The organism is Paenibacillus sp. plas6 (assembly GCF_057221655.1).
In genome coordinates, this window is sequence record NZ_CM170151.1 from 234,534 (window position 1) to 251,364 (window position 16,831).

At 41.0% G+C, this 16,831-nt stretch carries 15 protein-coding genes and 1 other RNA gene; 1 reads left to right on the top strand and 15 read right to left on the bottom strand.

Annotated features, from left to right (window positions below; genetic code table 11):
- The first annotated feature begins 240 nt into the window (after positions 1-240).
- Positions 241-2,424, top strand: a complete 2,184-nt coding sequence (gene katG / locus AC2TDL_RS01185; RefSeq protein WP_484698194.1) for a catalase/peroxidase HPI — start codon at positions 241-243, stop codon at positions 2,422-2,424.
- Positions 2,425-2,582: 158 nt separating this feature from the next.
- Here the strand turns inward: katG and AC2TDL_RS01190 are convergent, their stop codons facing one another.
- The 15 genes from AC2TDL_RS01190 to cdd form a co-directional block, all read right to left on the bottom strand.
- Complete coding sequence (locus AC2TDL_RS01190; RefSeq protein WP_484698196.1) at positions 2,583-3,089, bottom strand: AAA family ATPase; 507 nt, start codon at positions 3,087-3,089, stop codon at positions 2,583-2,585.
- Between the two features lie 137 nt (positions 3,090-3,226).
- An RNA gene (gene rnpB / locus AC2TDL_RS01195) (RNase P RNA component class A) lies at positions 3,227-3,627 on the bottom strand.
- Positions 3,628-3,824: 197 nt separating this feature from the next.
- A complete protein-coding gene (locus AC2TDL_RS01200; RefSeq protein ID WP_484698198.1) occupies positions 3,825-4,949 on the bottom strand; it encodes a Nif3-like dinuclear metal center hexameric protein in 1,125 nt (374 codons plus the stop codon).
- The gene (locus tag AC2TDL_RS01205; RefSeq protein WP_484698200.1) at positions 4,925-5,695 is read right to left on the bottom strand and encodes a tRNA (adenine(22)-N(1))-methyltransferase; all 771 of its coding nucleotides are present in this window, start codon (positions 5,693-5,695) and stop codon (positions 4,925-4,927) included. The genes AC2TDL_RS01200 and AC2TDL_RS01205 overlap by 25 nt, the downstream gene beginning before the upstream one ends.
- Positions 5,695-6,537 (bottom strand): hypothetical protein, encoded by an 843-nt coding sequence (locus AC2TDL_RS01210; RefSeq protein WP_484698202.1) that lies wholly within the window; start codon positions 6,535-6,537, stop codon positions 5,695-5,697. The genes AC2TDL_RS01205 and AC2TDL_RS01210 overlap by 1 nt, the downstream gene beginning before the upstream one ends.
- Before the next feature lie 80 nt (positions 6,538-6,617).
- Entirely contained in the window at positions 6,618-7,748 is a 1,131-nt protein-coding gene (gene rpoD / locus AC2TDL_RS01215) for an RNA polymerase sigma factor RpoD (RefSeq protein ID WP_484698203.1), read from the bottom strand.
- 27 nt (positions 7,749-7,775) lie between these two features.
- Positions 7,776-9,620: a DNA primase gene (gene dnaG / locus AC2TDL_RS01220; RefSeq protein ID WP_484698205.1), complete on the bottom strand. Its 1,845-nt coding sequence runs from the start codon at positions 9,618-9,620 to the stop codon at positions 7,776-7,778.
- A gap of 39 nt (positions 9,621-9,659) precedes the next feature.
- A complete protein-coding gene (locus AC2TDL_RS01225; protein ID WP_484698206.1) occupies positions 9,660-10,115 on the bottom strand; it encodes a YaiI/YqxD family protein in 456 nt (151 codons plus the stop codon).
- A gap of 136 nt (positions 10,116-10,251) precedes the next feature.
- Positions 10,252-11,073, bottom strand: a complete 822-nt coding sequence (locus tag AC2TDL_RS01230; RefSeq protein ID WP_484698207.1) for a pyruvate, water dikinase regulatory protein — start codon at positions 11,071-11,073, stop codon at positions 10,252-10,254.
- Positions 11,074-11,124: 51 nt separating this feature from the next.
- Positions 11,125-13,209, bottom strand: a complete 2,085-nt coding sequence (gene glyS, locus AC2TDL_RS01235; RefSeq protein WP_484698209.1) for a glycine--tRNA ligase subunit beta — start codon at positions 13,207-13,209, stop codon at positions 11,125-11,127.
- 1 nt (position 13,210) lies between these two features.
- The gene (glyQ, locus tag AC2TDL_RS01240; RefSeq protein ID WP_484698210.1) at positions 13,211-14,089 is read right to left on the bottom strand and encodes a glycine--tRNA ligase subunit alpha; all 879 of its coding nucleotides are present in this window, start codon (positions 14,087-14,089) and stop codon (positions 13,211-13,213) included.
- Positions 14,090-14,406: 317 nt separating this feature from the next.
- The gene (gene recO / locus AC2TDL_RS01245) at positions 14,407-15,150 is read right to left on the bottom strand and encodes a DNA repair protein RecO (protein WP_484698211.1); all 744 of its coding nucleotides are present in this window, start codon (positions 15,148-15,150) and stop codon (positions 14,407-14,409) included.
- A gap of 49 nt (positions 15,151-15,199) precedes the next feature.
- Positions 15,200-15,355: a YqzL family protein gene (locus AC2TDL_RS01250; protein ID WP_484698212.1), complete on the bottom strand. Its 156-nt coding sequence runs from the start codon at positions 15,353-15,355 to the stop codon at positions 15,200-15,202.
- A gap of 99 nt (positions 15,356-15,454) precedes the next feature.
- Positions 15,455-16,366 carry a GTPase Era gene (era, locus tag AC2TDL_RS01255; protein ID WP_484698214.1) on the bottom strand — a complete coding sequence of 304 codons (912 nt, stop codon included), beginning with the start codon at positions 16,364-16,366 and terminating at the stop codon, positions 15,455-15,457.
- Positions 16,363-16,785: a cytidine deaminase gene (gene cdd, locus AC2TDL_RS01260; protein WP_484698217.1), complete on the bottom strand. Its 423-nt coding sequence runs from the start codon at positions 16,783-16,785 to the stop codon at positions 16,363-16,365. Before cdd ends, era begins: the two co-directional genes overlap by 4 nt.
- Between the last annotated feature and the right edge of the window lie 46 nt (positions 16,786-16,831).

Sequence of the window (16,831 nt, forward strand, 5' to 3'; positions counted from 1 at the left end):
GTTTTCAATTTACGCATTCAATTCATTCTCTTTTCGTCATTTCATCCAATTGAAACTTATATGCGAGCATTATGTTCTTAAGCAAGAAAATTAATTTCATTAATTTTTCATTAAATTACAAATAATGTGAAGTTTAGATGAATGTTGTAATCTTTCATTGATTTCTAACTGATTTAGATTTATAAAAAGATTAGAGCAATTATTATTTGCTACTTCTTTTAATTGAAGGGAGATGATTTTATGGACAAACAAACCTCAACCTCTTTAGGAAAATGTCCAGTGATGCACGGCAGTGTAACCAGCTACAAATCAATTGCTACCACGAATAAAGATTGGTGGCCAAATGGGCTGAATTTAAGCATTTTGCACCAGCATGACAGAAAATCAAACCCTATGGAAGTAGATTTTGATTATTCAGAAGAGTTTAAAAAATTAGACTATTTTGCTCTCAAACAAGACTTAAAAGAACTAATGACAACTAGTCAAGATTGGTGGCCTGCAGACTATGGGCATTACGGTCCACTTATGATTCGGATGGCGTGGCATTCTGCAGGTACATACCGCATTGGTGATGGACGTGGCGGCGGCGGCAGCGGCTCACAACGTTTTGCTCCGCTAAATAGTTGGCCGGATAATGCCAATCTTGATAAAGCTCGAAGACTTCTTTGGCCGATTAAGAAAAAATACGGCAACAAAATTTCTTGGGCAGATTTATTTATACTAGCAGGCAATGTCGCAATTGAATCGATGGGCGGCAAAACGATTGGCTTTGGCGGAGGCCGTGAAGACGTATGGCATCCAGAAGAAGATATTTACTGGGGTGCTGAAAAAGAATGGCTTGGCGATAATCGCTATACTGGCGATCGCGACCTGGAAAATCCTCTAGCTGCAGTTCAAATGGGTCTTATTTATGTAAACCCTGAAGGACCAAATGGCAACCCTGATCCAGTTGCCAGCGCACGTGATATTCGTGAGACATTCTCTCGTATGGGAATGAACGATGAAGAAACAGTAGCGCTTGTTGCTGGAGGTCATACCTTTGGTAAAGCGCATGGAGCCGGTGACGCAGCACTTGTTGGACCTGAGCCAGAAGGGGCTCCTGTTGAAGCGATGGGGTTAGGCTGGATTAGTAGTTATGGTTCTGGTAAGGGACGCGATGCGATTTCAAGCGGAATTGAAGGCGCTTGGACGGCCAATCCAACTCAATGGGATAATGGCTATTTTGAGCTGTTATTTCAATATGAATGGCAATTAACAAAGAGCCCAGCTGGAGCTTATCAATGGACTCCAATTAACCCATCTGAAGAGCATCTAGCTCCTGATCCTGAGGATTCATCAAAGCGTGTTACCACTATTATGACGACTGCAGATATGGCATTGCGTTATGATCCGGTTTACGAAAAAATTTCACGTCGTTACTACGAAAATCCTGAAGAGTTTGCTGACGCTTTTGCACGTGCTTGGTTTAAACTTACTCATCGTGATATGGGACCGCGCAGCCGTTATTTGGGTCCTGAAGTACCTGAAGAACAGTTTATATGGCAAGATCCAATACCGCCTGCACAATATATTCCTACGGAAGCTGAAATTGAAGAGCTAAAAACAGCAATTCTTGATTCTGGTTTAACAATTAGTGAGCTCGTCTATACAGCTTGGGCAGCAGCAAGTACTTATCGCAATTCAGATAAACGCGGCGGTGCTAACGGTGCGCGAATAGCTCTAGCTCCGCAGAAAGATTGGGAGGTTAACCAACCTCAACAACTTCAAAAAGTATTGGCTATCTTAAAAGGAATTCAAGACGATTTTGGCAAGCCTGTAAGCCTTGCTGATCTCATTGTACTTGGTGGCAGTGCCGCTGTCGAACAGGCTGTGAAGGAAGCTGGTTTTAATATTAAAGTTTCTTTTTCTCCAGGTCGCGGTGATGCGACACAGGAGCAAACTGATCCTAATAGCTTTGCTGTACTTGAACCAGTTGCTGACGGTTTCCGAAACTACTTGAAGCAAGACTATGGTATTAATCCAGCCGAACTATTAATTGATAAAGCACAATTATTAAATCTGTCTGCACCAGAAATGACTGTGCTAATTGGCGGATTGCGCGTTCTTGGAGCAAACTACGGCGGAGCAAAACACGGGGTATTTACCGATCGTGTAGGTGTATTAACTAATGATTTCTTTGTTAACCTGCTCGATATGAACATTGCCTGGTCTCCTGCAGAAAATGGCGTGTACGAGGGTCGTGATCGGAAAACTGGGCAAGTTCTCCATACTGCAACCGTTGTTGATCTTGTATTTGGATCAAACTCTCAGCTTCGTGCGATTGCTGAAGTTTATGCTCAGAATGATAATAAAGAAAAATTTGTACGAGACTTTGTAAAAGCTTGGGAAAAAATTATGAATGCAGATCGTTTTGATCTTAAATAACAAGCAATTAGCACTTATTGCAATTAAATTACTCTAATGAATAAGGGATAATTAACTGTTCTGCTTGCTTAGTTCAGTTAGTTATCCCTTTTATTTATCATCTTTCTCATAGCGATAAAATCATCGCTCTACTTATCTTTTATTTGTCTAGTTTTCTTCTAATCGGTCTTAATTTGATTTGCGATAATTTTTGCTGCGTCTTTTGCTGAAATATCACTTACATCTATTTTCATCGTGTCCATTTCAACGTAGCTCTTTAATCGCGGAACACTTCGTTCTATAATGTCTTGATTTCTTAGCCCCTGTTCAATATCACCCGTTAAGCGAGATATTAGGGCTTGCTCTGAGCAAATAAGCGAAAATTTGTAGACGGTACAATTCGTTTGATTAAGTCGTAATAAAATATCATCGAGTATACTTTGCTCATGCATTACCCAGCAAAAAATAATATTTTGAAATGCTGAGCACGCGATGAAGTTGTTCAACAGATATGTAATATTGTTTAACACCATCGTTTTTGTTTCTTCGGTTACAACAAATGGGGACATGTCCCAGCACCAATCTCCATCCAGAAAAACGAAATTGGGTAATATCTTTTTCAGCTCATTACTGACTGTGCTCTTCCCTACGCCCATTGTTCCGTTAATCAACATAAGATTTTTCATAACTCTCCCGCCCCCTATCCATCAATGGAGATTCAATTGCTTAGAAATACAATAAATTTAAAATAAATGCCTTTACCAAATAAATATAGCCGCTAATTGCTTAGCGGCTATCAACAATTAAAATATTAAATGCCCGTGCGGAAAGTTTGCCATAAGCCGGGTTCTGTACTCGTTGTGGTGATAACGGGAACGACCCTCCCACTTTGAGCGACAATCATCTATCTAGGCTATATATTACTATATAGCTCAAGCAACTCACCCGAACAAACCTCAGGCTAAGGTTGCAGCTTACACTGCGTTGTTCTCTCGGTTTTGCTCCAGATGGGGTTTACCAGCAACGTAGTCACCTACGCCACTCGTGGTCTCTTACACCACGGTTCCACCCTTGCCTGTGCTGATTGCTCAGCCATCGGCGGTCCATTTCTGTGGCACTTTCCTTCGGCTCGCGCCGACTGGACGTTATCCAGCATCCTGCCTTGTGGAGCCCGGACTTTCCTCTCGCAGCATCAAGGCTGCCAGCGATTGTCTGTCAAACTTTCCGATGCAAAGTACAGTATACCACGTTTACGTAATAACTCAATAGTAAAATTTAGAATGATCGTTATTTCATTTTTCTCCTCCGGTGCTTTTGGTTGCTCTTACTCTGGAGACTAAAAAACAACAAGCTGCGAATGCAAGCGCAGCTTGTTGTTGGTGATGTATGAAATTGATGCTTCAAATCTGTTAGGCATCGCCCTACAGAAAAATAAAAGGTTCTGTGTGAACTTCGGAGGCAAGGATTGTTACGTCTGCGCGTTCTGAAGCGCATTTGTTCTGCAGCCACTTTTGTACGCCTTGAATCATGACTTTCTCTATATGATGCCCAGGATCGATAATACACATTCCATCAGCTAAAGCATCCTGTGCAGTATGGAAATCGATATCTCCTGTAATTAGGACATCTGCACCTGCAAATTTAGCTGATCGCACATATTTAGCTCCCATGCCACCTAAAATCGCAATTTTTGTAATTGGTGTATCCAAATTGCCGACTACACGTAAGGCTGGCACATCATATGCTACTTTGAGTTTTTCTGCAAGCTCACGCAGTGTCGTCGTTCCGTTGCTTAGCTTACCAACTCGACCTAAACCGTATGCTGTACCGCTTTGTTGCAATGGCAACAAGTCATAGGCAACTTCCTCATAAGGATGAGCTTTAATAACACTGCTTACTACTTTACGCTGCAAGCTGTTTGGCACGATACACTCAAAGCGAATTTCTGGCTCACGATGCAATTTATGTTGCTCGCCTACATATGGGTTTGCTCCTTCCTCTGCCATAAACGTTCCTGTTCCATTACTTTGGAAGCTGCAATGGCTGTAATTGCCGATATGCCCTGCACCAGCCCGCCAAGCAGCTTGAGAAACAGCATCAATCGCCGACTCAGGCACATAAACTACCAGTTTGCTTAATCCATCGACATATGTAGTTTCCAGTAACTTACGATTTTCTTTTTCCATACCAGCAAGGTCAGCTAATAAATCATTTACTCCGCCAATCGCTACATCTAAGTTTGTATGTGAAATATAGACGGCAATATCATGCTTAATTAGCTGCTCATAAAGTTTACCTGCTGGCGTCGAAGTATCAATGCTGCCGATAGGTCGAAAAATAATCGCATGATGAGCAATGATTAAATCAACATTTTTATCGATCGCTTCCTGTACAACATCAAGTGTTACATCTAACGTAATAAGCACACGTTCCACTTTTTTATTTAACGTGCCAAGCTGAAGACCAATTCGATCATTTTCTACTGCATAATATTTTGGAGCTAGCTGCTCCATATATTGAATTAAAGTTTGACCGTGAATAGCCATTGTAGAACCTCCGTTATTAGCCTTTGATCCTGTTTGACAGTTAGTAGTTTAGCTTTTGCGCTGTCTAAATCGGACTGTGACAATGAGGAAATAATATGCTCAAGCTTTTCCAGCTCTGCTGTCCATTTTCTTTTAAGAACCTCATCTCTTTTTCGCAACAAATGAGGCCCCATACGAAGCAAAATCGCTCGATTAATCGGTGCTGGATATGGCAGCAGGCCTTCTCCTTCATAAAGACGCTCATTAGCTTCTTTCGCATCACTCGCCTTTATTGCATGAAGAATTTCGTAAATTTTTCCATCTTCCTCTAGGATGGACTCATCTTGAAGCAGCCAATCGTGCTGGAGCAACCATTCTCTGACATAATCTTCTCCAACATTCGGCTGCAAAATTAGCTGTTGCACTCCTTCAAGTTTTCCTTGTTCAAATCCTCTTTGCAAAATCGAGGAAATGAGAGAGCCTCCCATTCCGCATATCGTTATGGTCTCCGCCTCAAAAGGGTTTAACACCATTAAGCCGTCTCCTTGACGCACCTCAATCTGCGAGGAAAGGTTGGCATTTGCTACACCATTACAAGCAGCTTGCCAAGGACCTTTATTCAACTCTCCTGCAATTGCTCGTGATACTTTCCCACTTTGCACAGCATAGATAGGAAGTAAAGCGTGATCGGAACCAATATCGGCTAATGAATTTCCCTTTTTTATGTAATCTGCTACCGCTTGAAGCCGTTTTGAAAGCTGAATCATTAGATTACCCACACCATCCATTTTTTTCTCAATACAAATAATAATAAACTTCCTACTACAACTTTACAAATAAGTTGAAGCTGCAAAAAGCTTTGTTCTCCAATAAAGACATATTGAAAACATTCCGGCATAAACCAAATAATTATCCCAACAAGAAATAAAATTGCAGAAACAGGCTTAAACCAACGATGAATAAACCAACTTATCCAGAAGAAAAGAATAGAAAGCGGTAGCCAGTAAAGCTGTATTTCATACCACTCTTGCCCGCTCGTTAAATGATGCAGAAGCATTGCATACCCAATTAAAAACGCCACCCAGCCAACTAAGTGCAAAATGCCAAGCTGACTCTTTATTCCATAAACTATCCAAAAGATTGAACATAATAAAATTAATGCGAAGCTCCAATACCATTCCGATAATTCATACTGGGATATTAAAGTAAGACCGCCATACAGCAAAACTAAGTGTCCGAGAAAAATTCCAACAAAACCAACAGGTGGATTTTTTTTACGAATCTTTTCACCATACCAGAGCAAAACAAGTGTTCCAAGTAGTATGATCGAAATTTGCAATACAGGATGAAAAACGCTAAAATAAAGAACAATAAATGAAATGATTGTAAATAGTCCAATCGTCATAAACCATTGTTTGCCTGTTGCTTTTGAAACTGCATAAATTGCTTTACCAACTAGATGCTTTGGCTGCTCATCCTCTGACTTAGGTGCGATTATAGGATCTGCATATAAATTAAGTAGAAAGTCGCAATATTGATCAGGTAGCAGCTTTGACCTACGCCAATGTTCTATTTCGCGAACGATAATTGTTCTTCGCTCTGCCTTCATAGACCTGTTCCTTTCTATTGGAGGTTTGTATTGATAAAAATGACCTTTACTGCAATGCAGAAAGGTCATCAATATACCGCTTATTCAAGAAAATCTTTCAGACGTTTACTTCTACTTGGATGACGAAGCTTTCTTAATGCTTTTGCTTCTATTTGACGTATACGCTCGCGTGTTACGCCGAAAACCTTTCCAACCTCTTCTAATGTACGAGTACGACCATCATCTAAGCCAAAACGTAAACGAAGAACATTTTCTTCACGCTCTGTTAATGTGTCGAGTACATCCTCTAGCTGCTCTTTCAGCAATTCATAAGCAGCAGCATCGGCTGGAGCAAGTGCTTCCTGATCCTCGATAAAATCCCCTAGATGTGAGTCATCTTCTTCACCTATTGGAGTTTCCAACGAAACTGGTTCTTGCGCAATTTTCATTATCTCGCGAACCTTTTCTGTGCTTAGATCCATTTCAGCAGCAATTTCTTCAGGTGTCGGTTCGCGCCCAAGCTCCTGAAGCAGTTGACGAGAAACACGAATCAATTTGTTAATGGTTTCAACCATATGAACAGGAATACGTATTGTACGCGCTTGGTCAGCAATAGCTCGAGTTATGGCTTGACGAATCCACCAAGTTGCATACGTACTAAACTTAAATCCTTTTTGGTAATCGAACTTTTCCACTGCCTTTAGCAAGCCCATATTACCTTCTTGAATTAAATCAAGAAATAACATTCCGCGACCTACATAGCGCTTCGCAATACTTACAACAAGACGTAAGTTTGCTTCTGCAAGTCGTTTTTTCGCTTCCTCGTCGCCATTTTCGATGCGGATAGCCAGTTCAATTTCGTCCTCAGAAGATAACAAAGGAACGCGACCAATTTCTTTTAAGTACATACGAACTGGATCGTTAATTTTAATGCCTGGCGGTAGCGCCAAATCATCATCAAAATTAAACTCATCCCCATCTCGCTCCTGATCATCTCCTGTAGGCGAAAGTGGATGGTCATCATCGTTTTCGTTCAGCACTTCAATGCCTAAATCATCAAGCTGCTCGAAAAACTCATCGATTTGTTCAGGATCTTGGTCAAACGGAGAAAGCTTCTCCATAATTTCCTTATAAGTAAGGGAAGATCTCTTTTTCCCTTGCTCAATTAGTTGATCCTTCGCCAGATCCAACTTTTGCTCAGTATCTAATTCAGTATGCTGATCATTCGCCATTTTGCGACTCCCTCCTCCCTAGAATATTTACTGAAATCCATGCTTCAGCTCACGCTCTAGGGAAATAATCTCTTGCTGCAGCAACGCCGCTGTTATTGCATCACCAGCGCGTTCAGCACGCAAAGCTTCTTCTTTCTTTTCTTTAAGTTCACGCAGCTTTGGAACTTTTTGAATATCTGTAATCCAAGCTGTCATAATATCTTCATCAAACGGAAATCCGCCATCCATCATAAGCAGTTCAGTGGCAGTACGTTCAAGCTCTGGGTCATTTAATGTCTCAACAAAACGAGCTGCATCAGCATCGTTACCAGCAAAATAATAAGCATATAAATACGCGGCAACGGCTTCATGATTTGGAACGTTAAATGCATCACCTAATTTTTCATAAACTGCTAGCGCAACCTCTCGATTCCTCATCATGACATGCAATAGCATTCGCTCAGCTTTAACATATGCTGGTAGAACTGTTGAACTTCCTTCTCTTTTCCGTTTTTCATTCCTACCATTATTCCACGAAATTACGTTATTATCCCTTGGATGCTTGAAATTTTGCATTTGAACGCGAAATTCATGACAATCTTGCTTCAATGCGTCTAAAGATATGTCAAATTCCTTCGCTAATTCCTTAAGATAAATTTCTCTTTCCGTAGATGAATCAAGCTCTGCAACTATTTTTACTGCCTCAACAATGTATTGATTTCGACCTTCTTCTCTTGAAAGTATATGGTTTTTTCGTAAATATATAAGCTTAAATTTTGTAGGTGAAACCGCCTGCTCGATAATTTCCATGCGAAACGCATGTCCACCATTACGCTCAATATATTCATCTGGATCCATTCCTTTAGGAAGAAGCGCAACCAAAACTTTTAATCCTGCTTGTTCTAGCATTGGAATTGCCTTGTAGGCAGCAGCTTGTCCCGCACTGTCTCCGTCGTAGCAAATAATAATTTCATCTCCATGACGTTTAAGCATTAAGCAATGTTCTTCCGTCAACGCAGTACCCATCGTTGCTACTCCATTTTGCACATCAGCCGACCATGCCTTTATGACATCCATATATCCTTCGAATAATACAATCTGCTTCGCTTTTTTTATCGCAGGTCGAGCTAAGTTCAAATTATATAGCATCTTACTTTTTGTAAATAGCATCGTTTCAGGAGAGTTTAAATACTTAGGTTGGGCATCTCCAATGCTTCTCCCTGCAAAAGCAATCGCTTTACCATTTCTGTCCCAAAGCGGAAACATTATGCGGTTACGAAAACGATCAAAATAGCCCTCACCGTCAGATTTATGTGAAATTAAGCCACCCTTTTCTAACAGTTTGTAGTCAAATCCTCGATTGTTTAAAAATCGAGCTAACACATCCCAATCAGTTGGGGCATAACCGATCATAAACTGATCAATTAGCTTATCCGTCAGACCTCGCTCCAGTAAGTAGCGCTTTGCGCTGGCACCTTGTGCTGTATTATTTAATATATAATGATAGAACTTTACAGCTAGCTCATGTGCTTCGATCAATTTGCTGCGAGCATCATCCTCAGGATTTTGTGTGAAACCACTTCTATTAGAAATCCAGGTGACTGGAATACCTGCTTCCTCCGCTAACGCACGTACAGCCTCGGGAAAAGTATATCCCTCCATTTCTTCGACGAATCGAATAACGTTACCGCCTTTGCTGCATCCATAGCAATAAAAAATTTGCAGCTCAGGTGTAACTGTAAATGAAGGAGTTTTTTCAGAATGAAAAGGGCATAACCCCTTCATATATTTACCTTGCTTTGTCAGATGAACATATTTACCCACTACTTCTACGATGTCATGGTGATTTCTGACTGCATTAATTACTTCATCTGGGATTAATTCACCAGCCATTTCACATCACCTTCAAAATGTGCGCTCTAGTAATATTCGCTAAACTTCACTTTTTTCCTGCTTTTCTGTTAAAAGTTTTGTCAGGTTTTGTTGAAATTTTTTGCGATCCTCATCTGTAAGCGGTCTCGGGCCTTTACTGCGCATCCCTTGTCTGCGGCGTTTAGCAAACTCCGCTCGGCGCTCCAACAAATAATCAATATTATGTTCAGTATAAGTTTCACCACGAAAAGAAAGGGTATACGCATGCTTTGCAATTGCTAAACATGCTAAACCAAAATCTTGTGTAATGACCACGTCGCCAGCCTTCACTTTATTCGCAATAAACATATCTGCAGATTGACTGCTGCGATCTACCTGAACCATTTCAACTCCATCAACTTCAGGCAGGCGATGATCAAATGATGCAACCATACAAACCGGCACTGAAAATCGTTTAGCAGTTTCAATGATTTCGGTTTTAACTGGACAAGCATCGCCATCCACAATAATTCTCAAAGCTTAACACCTCACAGTGACAGCCCCTACACCAGCCGAATATTATGTGTTCTTGTATTATATACGCTAAATCAAGCAAAAATCCTTTATAACGCAGAATATTTCTGGTTCCATTCCATTTCGCGAGTTTATTTTACTATTGATTTCCGTTTCGCCGTATTTTACCCATTATAAGGCTGGCTGTTTCCTCGACTGCTCGATGAGATACATCTATTACTGTGCACTTTAATTTTTCCATGATCGCATTAGCGTAGTTAAGCTCATCCTGAATACGCTCTGTAGTTGCGTATGATGCTGTATCTGGCAAGCCAAGAGCCTTAAGACGCTCTTTACGGATCACATTTAAATAATTTAGCTCAATCGTCAGTCCAATAATTTTGGAGCGAGGAACTTGAAACAGCTCATCAGGCACTTTAATCTCAGGAACAAGCGGAACATTGGCAACCTTAAATTTATGATGTGCCAAATACATGGAAAGCGGTGTTTTTGATGTTCGAGAGACACCAACTAATACAATATCTGCTTTTTTAATCCCCGAAGGATCGCGTGCATCATCATAGCGCACTGCAAATTCCACAGCCTCCACTTTACGGAAATAATCTGCATCGAGCACATGATTAAGACCTGGTTCCTGACGTGATTTTCTGCCTGTTCGTTGTTCAAGTGTTTCAATAAGGGAGCCCAATAGATCGATTGCTTGAATGTCATATTGTTCAGCAAGCAGACGCATATGCTCCCTTAACTCAGGTATAACCAGCGTATACATGACAATCGCATCAAGCTGCTTCACCTTCGCCGCTATTCCTTCTAACACAGCCTTATTTGTTACAAAAGGCGCTCTGCGGATATCGGTATTAATAGGATGAAACTGGGCAAGTGCCGCACGTACGACATATTCCCCGGTATCTCCAGCTGCATCTGATACGACATAGACAATGACATCCGACTCTCTGCTCATCTTGGTAACTCCCCCTCTTTTATTAGATTAAACAAATATTAGATATACTGCTTATGCCCAAACAAGCTTCGAAAGATCAGCAATGGCACGAATATCATCCGCAATTACTGCCAATGTAGCTAGGCGATTACGTTTAACCGCTTCGTCCTCTGCCATAACCATTACTGAATCAAAATAAGCAACAATAGGTTGACGTAGACTAGCTAATTTTTCATAAGCTTCATCTACATGGCGAGCAGTAATTGCTTCAACAAAACCAGCATGCACATTGTTCCATGCATTATACAAATCATGCTCAGATTGTTCACGGAATAAGCTTGCATCAACTTGCTTGCTTTCTGCTTTTGCTGCCAAATTACATACACGATTAAATGCTTCAACATTGCTCTTAAACTCAGCTTTAGTCTCATCCTGTAATTGGTTAGCTAGCAATTCTGCACGATTTTTTGTAAGTTGAAGGTCAGCAAAGCCAACTTCCATAACTGCATCGATAACATCGTATCTTGCACCATGTTCACCAAGCCAGTTCTTCACACGCAATGCAAAGAAGTCCTGTAAATCTTTGGCAATTTCTGCTTCACTACGCTTTGTGCCACGTTCAGCGTGAACTGACAGGCTAAGCTGGAATAGCTCAGTTAAAGACATTTGCATATCATGAGCAAGTAAAATTTGAACAATTCCTGTTGCTTGACGACGAAGAGCATAAGGGTCTTGTGAGCCTGTTGGCACAATACCAATTGAGAAGCAGCCAACGATTGTGTCAATTTTATCTGCTAAGCTGACAATTGCTCCAACGGTTTGGGAAGGTACTGCATCGCCTGCAAAACGTGGCTGATAGTGCTCATTAATAGCTTTTGCAACCTCTGCATCTTCACCAAGGCGTGTAGCATAATCTTCGCCCATAATTCCCTGCAACTCTGGGAACTCATAAACCATTTGCGAAACTAGGTCGAATTTACAAATTGCTGCAGCACGCTCTACTTTCGCTTGTACATCTGAAGCAACAGCTAGCTTGCTTGCAATTAGTAGTGCTGTTTTTGTCACACGGCGTACTTTATCACCAACTGAGCCTAGCTCCTCGTGATAAACGATTGATTCAAGTTTAGCCAGTGCCGCTTCAATCGTTAATTTATGATCTTCCTCATAGAAGAATTTCGCATCGGATAAACGTGCACGTAATACTTTTTCATTACCTTTGGCAACGACATCTAGCGAACGCTTGTCACCATTACGAACAGTTACGAAATACGGCAGAAGTTTACCAGATTTATCTAGAACAGGGAAATAACGTTGATGCTCGCGCATGGAAGTAATTAATACCTCTTGCGGAATGTTTAAGAACGATTCCTCAAATGTTCCGTACAAGGCACTTGGATATTCTACAAGGAATAGCACCTCTTCAAGCAAATCGTCTTTCACGGCAATTTCCCAATTGTTTTCGTTTGCTAGTTGCTTAATTTGTTCCACGATTAAAGCTTCACGCTCTGCAACATCAACGATGACGTATTGCTCACGTAGCTTTTCCACATATTCAGCAGGTGTCGCAATCGTTGTACTGTCGCCAAGAAAACGATGTCCGCGAGTAATACGATCACTTTTTACTCCAGTAATTTCAAATGGAATAACTTCCTCGCCGAATAAGGCAACAAGCCAACGAATTGGACGAATGAAGCGCATATCGTAGCTGCCCCAGCGCATATTTTTCGGGAAGGTCATTGCATGAATAACATCTAGGAAGCCTTGTGCCAGCAAACCTTTCGTTTCTACACCCACACTGCTCTTTTTCGCATAAACATATTCAACCCCAGCTAGCTCTTTAAAATAAAGGGCATCTGGTTCAATTCCTTGACTGCGAGCAAAGCCTAATGCTGCTTTACTCCAATTGCCGTTTTCATCTTGAGCAATTTTACGGGAAGGTCCCTTTGCTTCCTCCTCAATATCGGCTTGCTTTTCTGCAACAGCAGATACGACTAGCGCTAAACGGCGAGGAGTTGCATACGCTTTAATCGCTTCATACGAAATACGTTGCTCCTGCAACCATTTTTCAAAGCGCTGCTGCAATTGCTCCATAGCATCGCGTACAAAGCGCGCAGGCACTTCTTCTAAACCGATTTCTAACAATAGGTCTTTTGCCATTTTAGTTCTCTCCCTTCTTCAATAGCGGAAAACCAAGTTTTTCACGTTCTTCTAAGTAGGTCGTCGCAATTGCACGAGCGAGATTACGTACGCGAGCAATATATCCTGTGCGCTCTGTTACACTGATTGCTCCGCGTGCATCAAGTAAATTGAACGTATGGGAGCATTTTAGAACATAGTCGTACGCTGGAAAAACTAAATGCTGCGCCATAATTTTCTTTGCTTCTTCCTCGTATTTATTGAAGAGAGAGAATAGCATTGCTGTATCAGAAATTTCAAATGTATACTTAGAATGCTCATATTCAGGCTGATGGAATACGTCTCCATAAGTTACTCCTTCGACCCATTCAAGCTCATATACATTTTCTTTTTGCTGAATATAAGAAGCTAGACGCTCCAATCCGTAAGTGATTTCTCCCGAAACAACACTCGTTTCAATTCCGCCGACTTGCTGGAAATAAGTAAATTGCGTAATTTCCATACCATCTAGCCAAACTTCCCAACCAAGTCCTGCACAGCCAAGAGAAGGGTTTTCCCAGTTATCTTCAACGAAGCGAATATCGTGATCCTTCGCATCGATACCTAGACGCTTCAAGCTTTCAAGATATAACTCTTGAATGTTGTCTGGTGAAGGTTTAAGAATAACTTGAAATTGATGATGTTGATAAAGACGGTTCGGATTTTCACCATAACGACCGTCAGCAGGGCGACGAGAAGGCTCAACATATGCAACATTCCATGGCTCTGGACCAATAGAACGAAGAAATGTCATTGGATTCATCGTACCCGCACCTTTTTCAACATCGTAAGGCTGGACAATGATACAATTTTGCTCTGCCCAAAATTGCTGCAAGGTTAAAATCATGCCTTGAAAATTCATGACTACACAACTCCTATACTTTTTTATTGAAACTTTTGCTTTAGAAACAGGCATTTCAGAGCACAACTAAAAAACTCTCATCGCTACGCCTGCTTCCAGACGTAGGGACGAGAGTTTTTCCCGCGGTTCCACCCTACTTGATTATTCGTTAGGAATAATCCACTTTTAATCGACAGGCTCCAGAGTGCCATGGTATATGACCGTACCTGCTAGGCTTTCACCATCCCTAGCTCGCTAATAGGTCGAATTCATATCCAATTCTCTATCATAGCCACATATTGAACTTCTCATAATTTTATTCAACTCTTGCCTGATTGTCAAACTAATTTGCCTAGATTATCTAAAAATCCACGTGTTTTAAAGTGAATGCCTAGCTGCATATCTAGTAATTGCCGTATTTGGTGGCAAACTTCCTGTTTAGTAGCTGGCGATAAATTAATGTTGCCAACTTGTCGCAAATCTATAGATTTAAACAAACGGAGCAGCTTTAAAGCTGTTTCACTGATTGATGGAAGGGAAGCATCTTGAGCGGAGCAGCGCGAGCATACAATGCCGCCGCCATAACCAGACAGTTTAAAAGGTGCTACGCGATTGCCACAATGAATACATTCTTCAACAACAGGGCTGTAACCACTTAACATAAGCATTTTCATTTCAAAAATCGCTGTCAGCACTGCTGCATCTTTCCCATCCATTAATGCAGTAAAACAAGCCTTTAGCTGCTCAAAATGAATATTGCCAATTTCCTCATCAGCAATACAGCGATCTATTAGTTCAGCGATATAGGATGTGTGCGCTGCAAGATCAAGATCAGCACGCAACTTATGGTTTGAAGCAATTAATTCTCCATGCTGTAACGTTCCTAGCCCTGATCCTCTTGTATACGTGTACTCACCGTATGTAAAAGGTTGCGCAAGCGAGGCATACTTGCTGCGTACCTTTCTAGCGCCACGAATAAGAACTCCGACTTTTCCGCTATTATTCGTTATTAGCGTTACAATTTTATGGTTTTCCCCATAATCGACAGTTCGGATAACGATACCTTCCACGCGATAAAGCATGTTTTTTCCCCCAACTGGCAAACGATTCGCCGAAGTTCTGCCTTATAACTTATTCAGCTCCTTCTAGCGACAAATCGTCTTCTTCTTCATTCGTACCCAATGACTCGGTATCGATCGAATCTCGATGACGCTCCACTTCTTTGTAGAGTAAATAAGATTCGACATCCCCGGTTAACGCAAAATATTTCCACGAAAAATCCCTCATTCGTATCCATCCTTTCCGCCTCGGAAATGTACATCTTGACGTTAGTTAGGATGAACACAACGAAAAAATATATCCTAGAAAATATTACTTTCTCAATGACTATTCATGCTTGAAACCTAAGTCATTTAAGACGCGTTCTTGATTTCGCCAATCCTTTTTCACTTTTACCCAAATTTCTAAAAACACTTTTGAGCCTAGCAAATTTTCTATATCGATACGTGCATTTTTTCCTACTTCTTTAAGCAATGAGCCGCGCTTGCCAATGATGATCCCTTTTTGTGAATCACGCTCAACAAAAACAACTGCACCAATATAAACAACACCATTTTCCTGTACACGCATATCTTCAATTTGCACGGCGATGGAATGCGGCACCTCTTCACGCGTTAGGTGTAAAATTTTTTCGCGAATTAATTCTGCACAAACAAATTGTTCAGGATGATCAGTCACCTGATCGGCAGGATAATACTGCGGTCCCTCTGGCAAATATTTTCTAATTTGCTCAAGCAAAGTAGAAATATTGTTGCCGTTCATCGCTGAAATCGGTACAATTTCTGCAAAATTATATAGATCTTTATACTGAACAATTTTATCGAGCAAAGCTTCTGGTTCAACTTTATCGATTTTATTTATGACTAGAAATACGGGTGTTTTTACTTTATGAAGCTGCTCAATAATATAGCGATCTCCGCCGCCAAGCTCCTCAGAAGCATCAATCAAAAAGAGAATTGCCTCTACTTCTTTTAATGCACTCTCCGCTGATTTCATCATATAATTGCCCAGTTTTGAGTTTGGCTTATGAATACCGGGTGTATCAAGAAACACGATCTGCATATTGTCTTCTGTATAAACCCCGTGAATTTTATTTCTCGTCGTTTGTGGCTTGTCTGACATAATCGCAATTTTTTGACCAATTAAATGATTCATTAATGTCGACTTTCCAACATTCGGTCTGCCAATTATCGCAACAAAGCCAGAGCGAAATTTTTTCGATTCTGCTTGTTCAATCATGATTGCTCCTCCTTCAACAACGATGCAGGTGAAAATGCCCCTGGCAATAAATCTGCAATCGTCATCACCTTTGTATCTCCTTTTAAGTTACCCATAATTACATTCATATCTGGCGAGCATAGCTCAATTAATACCTGACGACATACACCACAAGGGGTTATCGGTTCTGCTGTATCGCCAATAACTGCTATCGCCTTAAAGCTGCCAGGCTTCGCACCTTGCGCAATCGCACTAAATAACGCTGTTCGCTCTGCGCAATTGCTTGGTCCATACGCTGCATTTTCAATATTACAGCCACGATAGATTTGCCCTGATTCATGCAATAAGGCAGCGCCTACTCTAAATCGGGAATAAGGTACATAAGCATTGTCCATCGCAGCTCTTGCTTCAGCTAGCAATGATTTCAGATTGGGATCCATATACTTATCTCCCTTCTAATCTTTACAAGCTATATAGTAATGATGC

Excerpts from the sequence above, each read along its gene's own strand:
- recO (WP_484698211.1), bottom strand. The coding sequence starts at position 15,150 with ATGCTTTATCGCGTGGAAGGTATCGTTATCCGAACTGTCGATTATGGG.
- rpoD (WP_484698203.1), bottom strand. The coding sequence starts at position 7,748 with ATGGCGAATGATCAGCATACTGAATTAGATACTGAGCAAAAGTTGGAT.
- katG (WP_484698194.1), top strand. The coding sequence starts at position 241 with ATGGACAAACAAACCTCAACCTCTTTAGGAAAATGTCCAGTGATGCAC.
- AC2TDL_RS01205 (WP_484698200.1), bottom strand. The coding sequence starts at position 5,695 with ATGATTCAGCTTTCAAAACGGCTTCAAGCGGTAGCAGATTACATAAAA.
- AC2TDL_RS01200 (WP_484698198.1), bottom strand. The coding sequence starts at position 4,949 with ATGGCTATTCACGGTCAAACTTTAATTCAATATATGGAGCAGCTAGCT.
- AC2TDL_RS01190 (WP_484698196.1), bottom strand. The coding sequence starts at position 3,089 with ATGAAAAATCTTATGTTGATTAACGGAACAATGGGCGTAGGGAAGAGC.
- era (WP_484698214.1), bottom strand. The coding sequence starts at position 16,366 with ATGATTGAACAAGCAGAATCGAAAAAATTTCGCTCTGGCTTTGTTGCG.
- AC2TDL_RS01230 (WP_484698207.1), bottom strand. The coding sequence starts at position 11,073 with ATGAGCAGAGAGTCGGATGTCATTGTCTATGTCGTATCAGATGCAGCT.
- glyQ (WP_484698210.1), bottom strand. The coding sequence starts at position 14,089 with ATGAATTTTCAAGGCATGATTTTAACCTTGCAGCAATTTTGGGCAGAG.
- AC2TDL_RS01210 (WP_484698202.1), bottom strand. The coding sequence starts at position 6,537 with ATGAAGGCAGAGCGAAGAACAATTATCGTTCGCGAAATAGAACATTGG.
- glyS (WP_484698209.1), bottom strand. The coding sequence starts at position 13,209 with ATGGCAAAAGACCTATTGTTAGAAATCGGTTTAGAAGAAGTGCCTGCG.
- cdd (WP_484698217.1), bottom strand. The coding sequence starts at position 16,785 with ATGGATCCCAATCTGAAATCATTGCTAGCTGAAGCAAGAGCTGCGATG.
- dnaG (WP_484698205.1), bottom strand. The coding sequence starts at position 9,620 with ATGGCTGGTGAATTAATCCCAGATGAAGTAATTAATGCAGTCAGAAAT.
- AC2TDL_RS01250 (WP_484698212.1), bottom strand. The coding sequence starts at position 15,355 with ATGAGGGATTTTTCGTGGAAATATTTTGCGTTAACCGGGGATGTCGAA.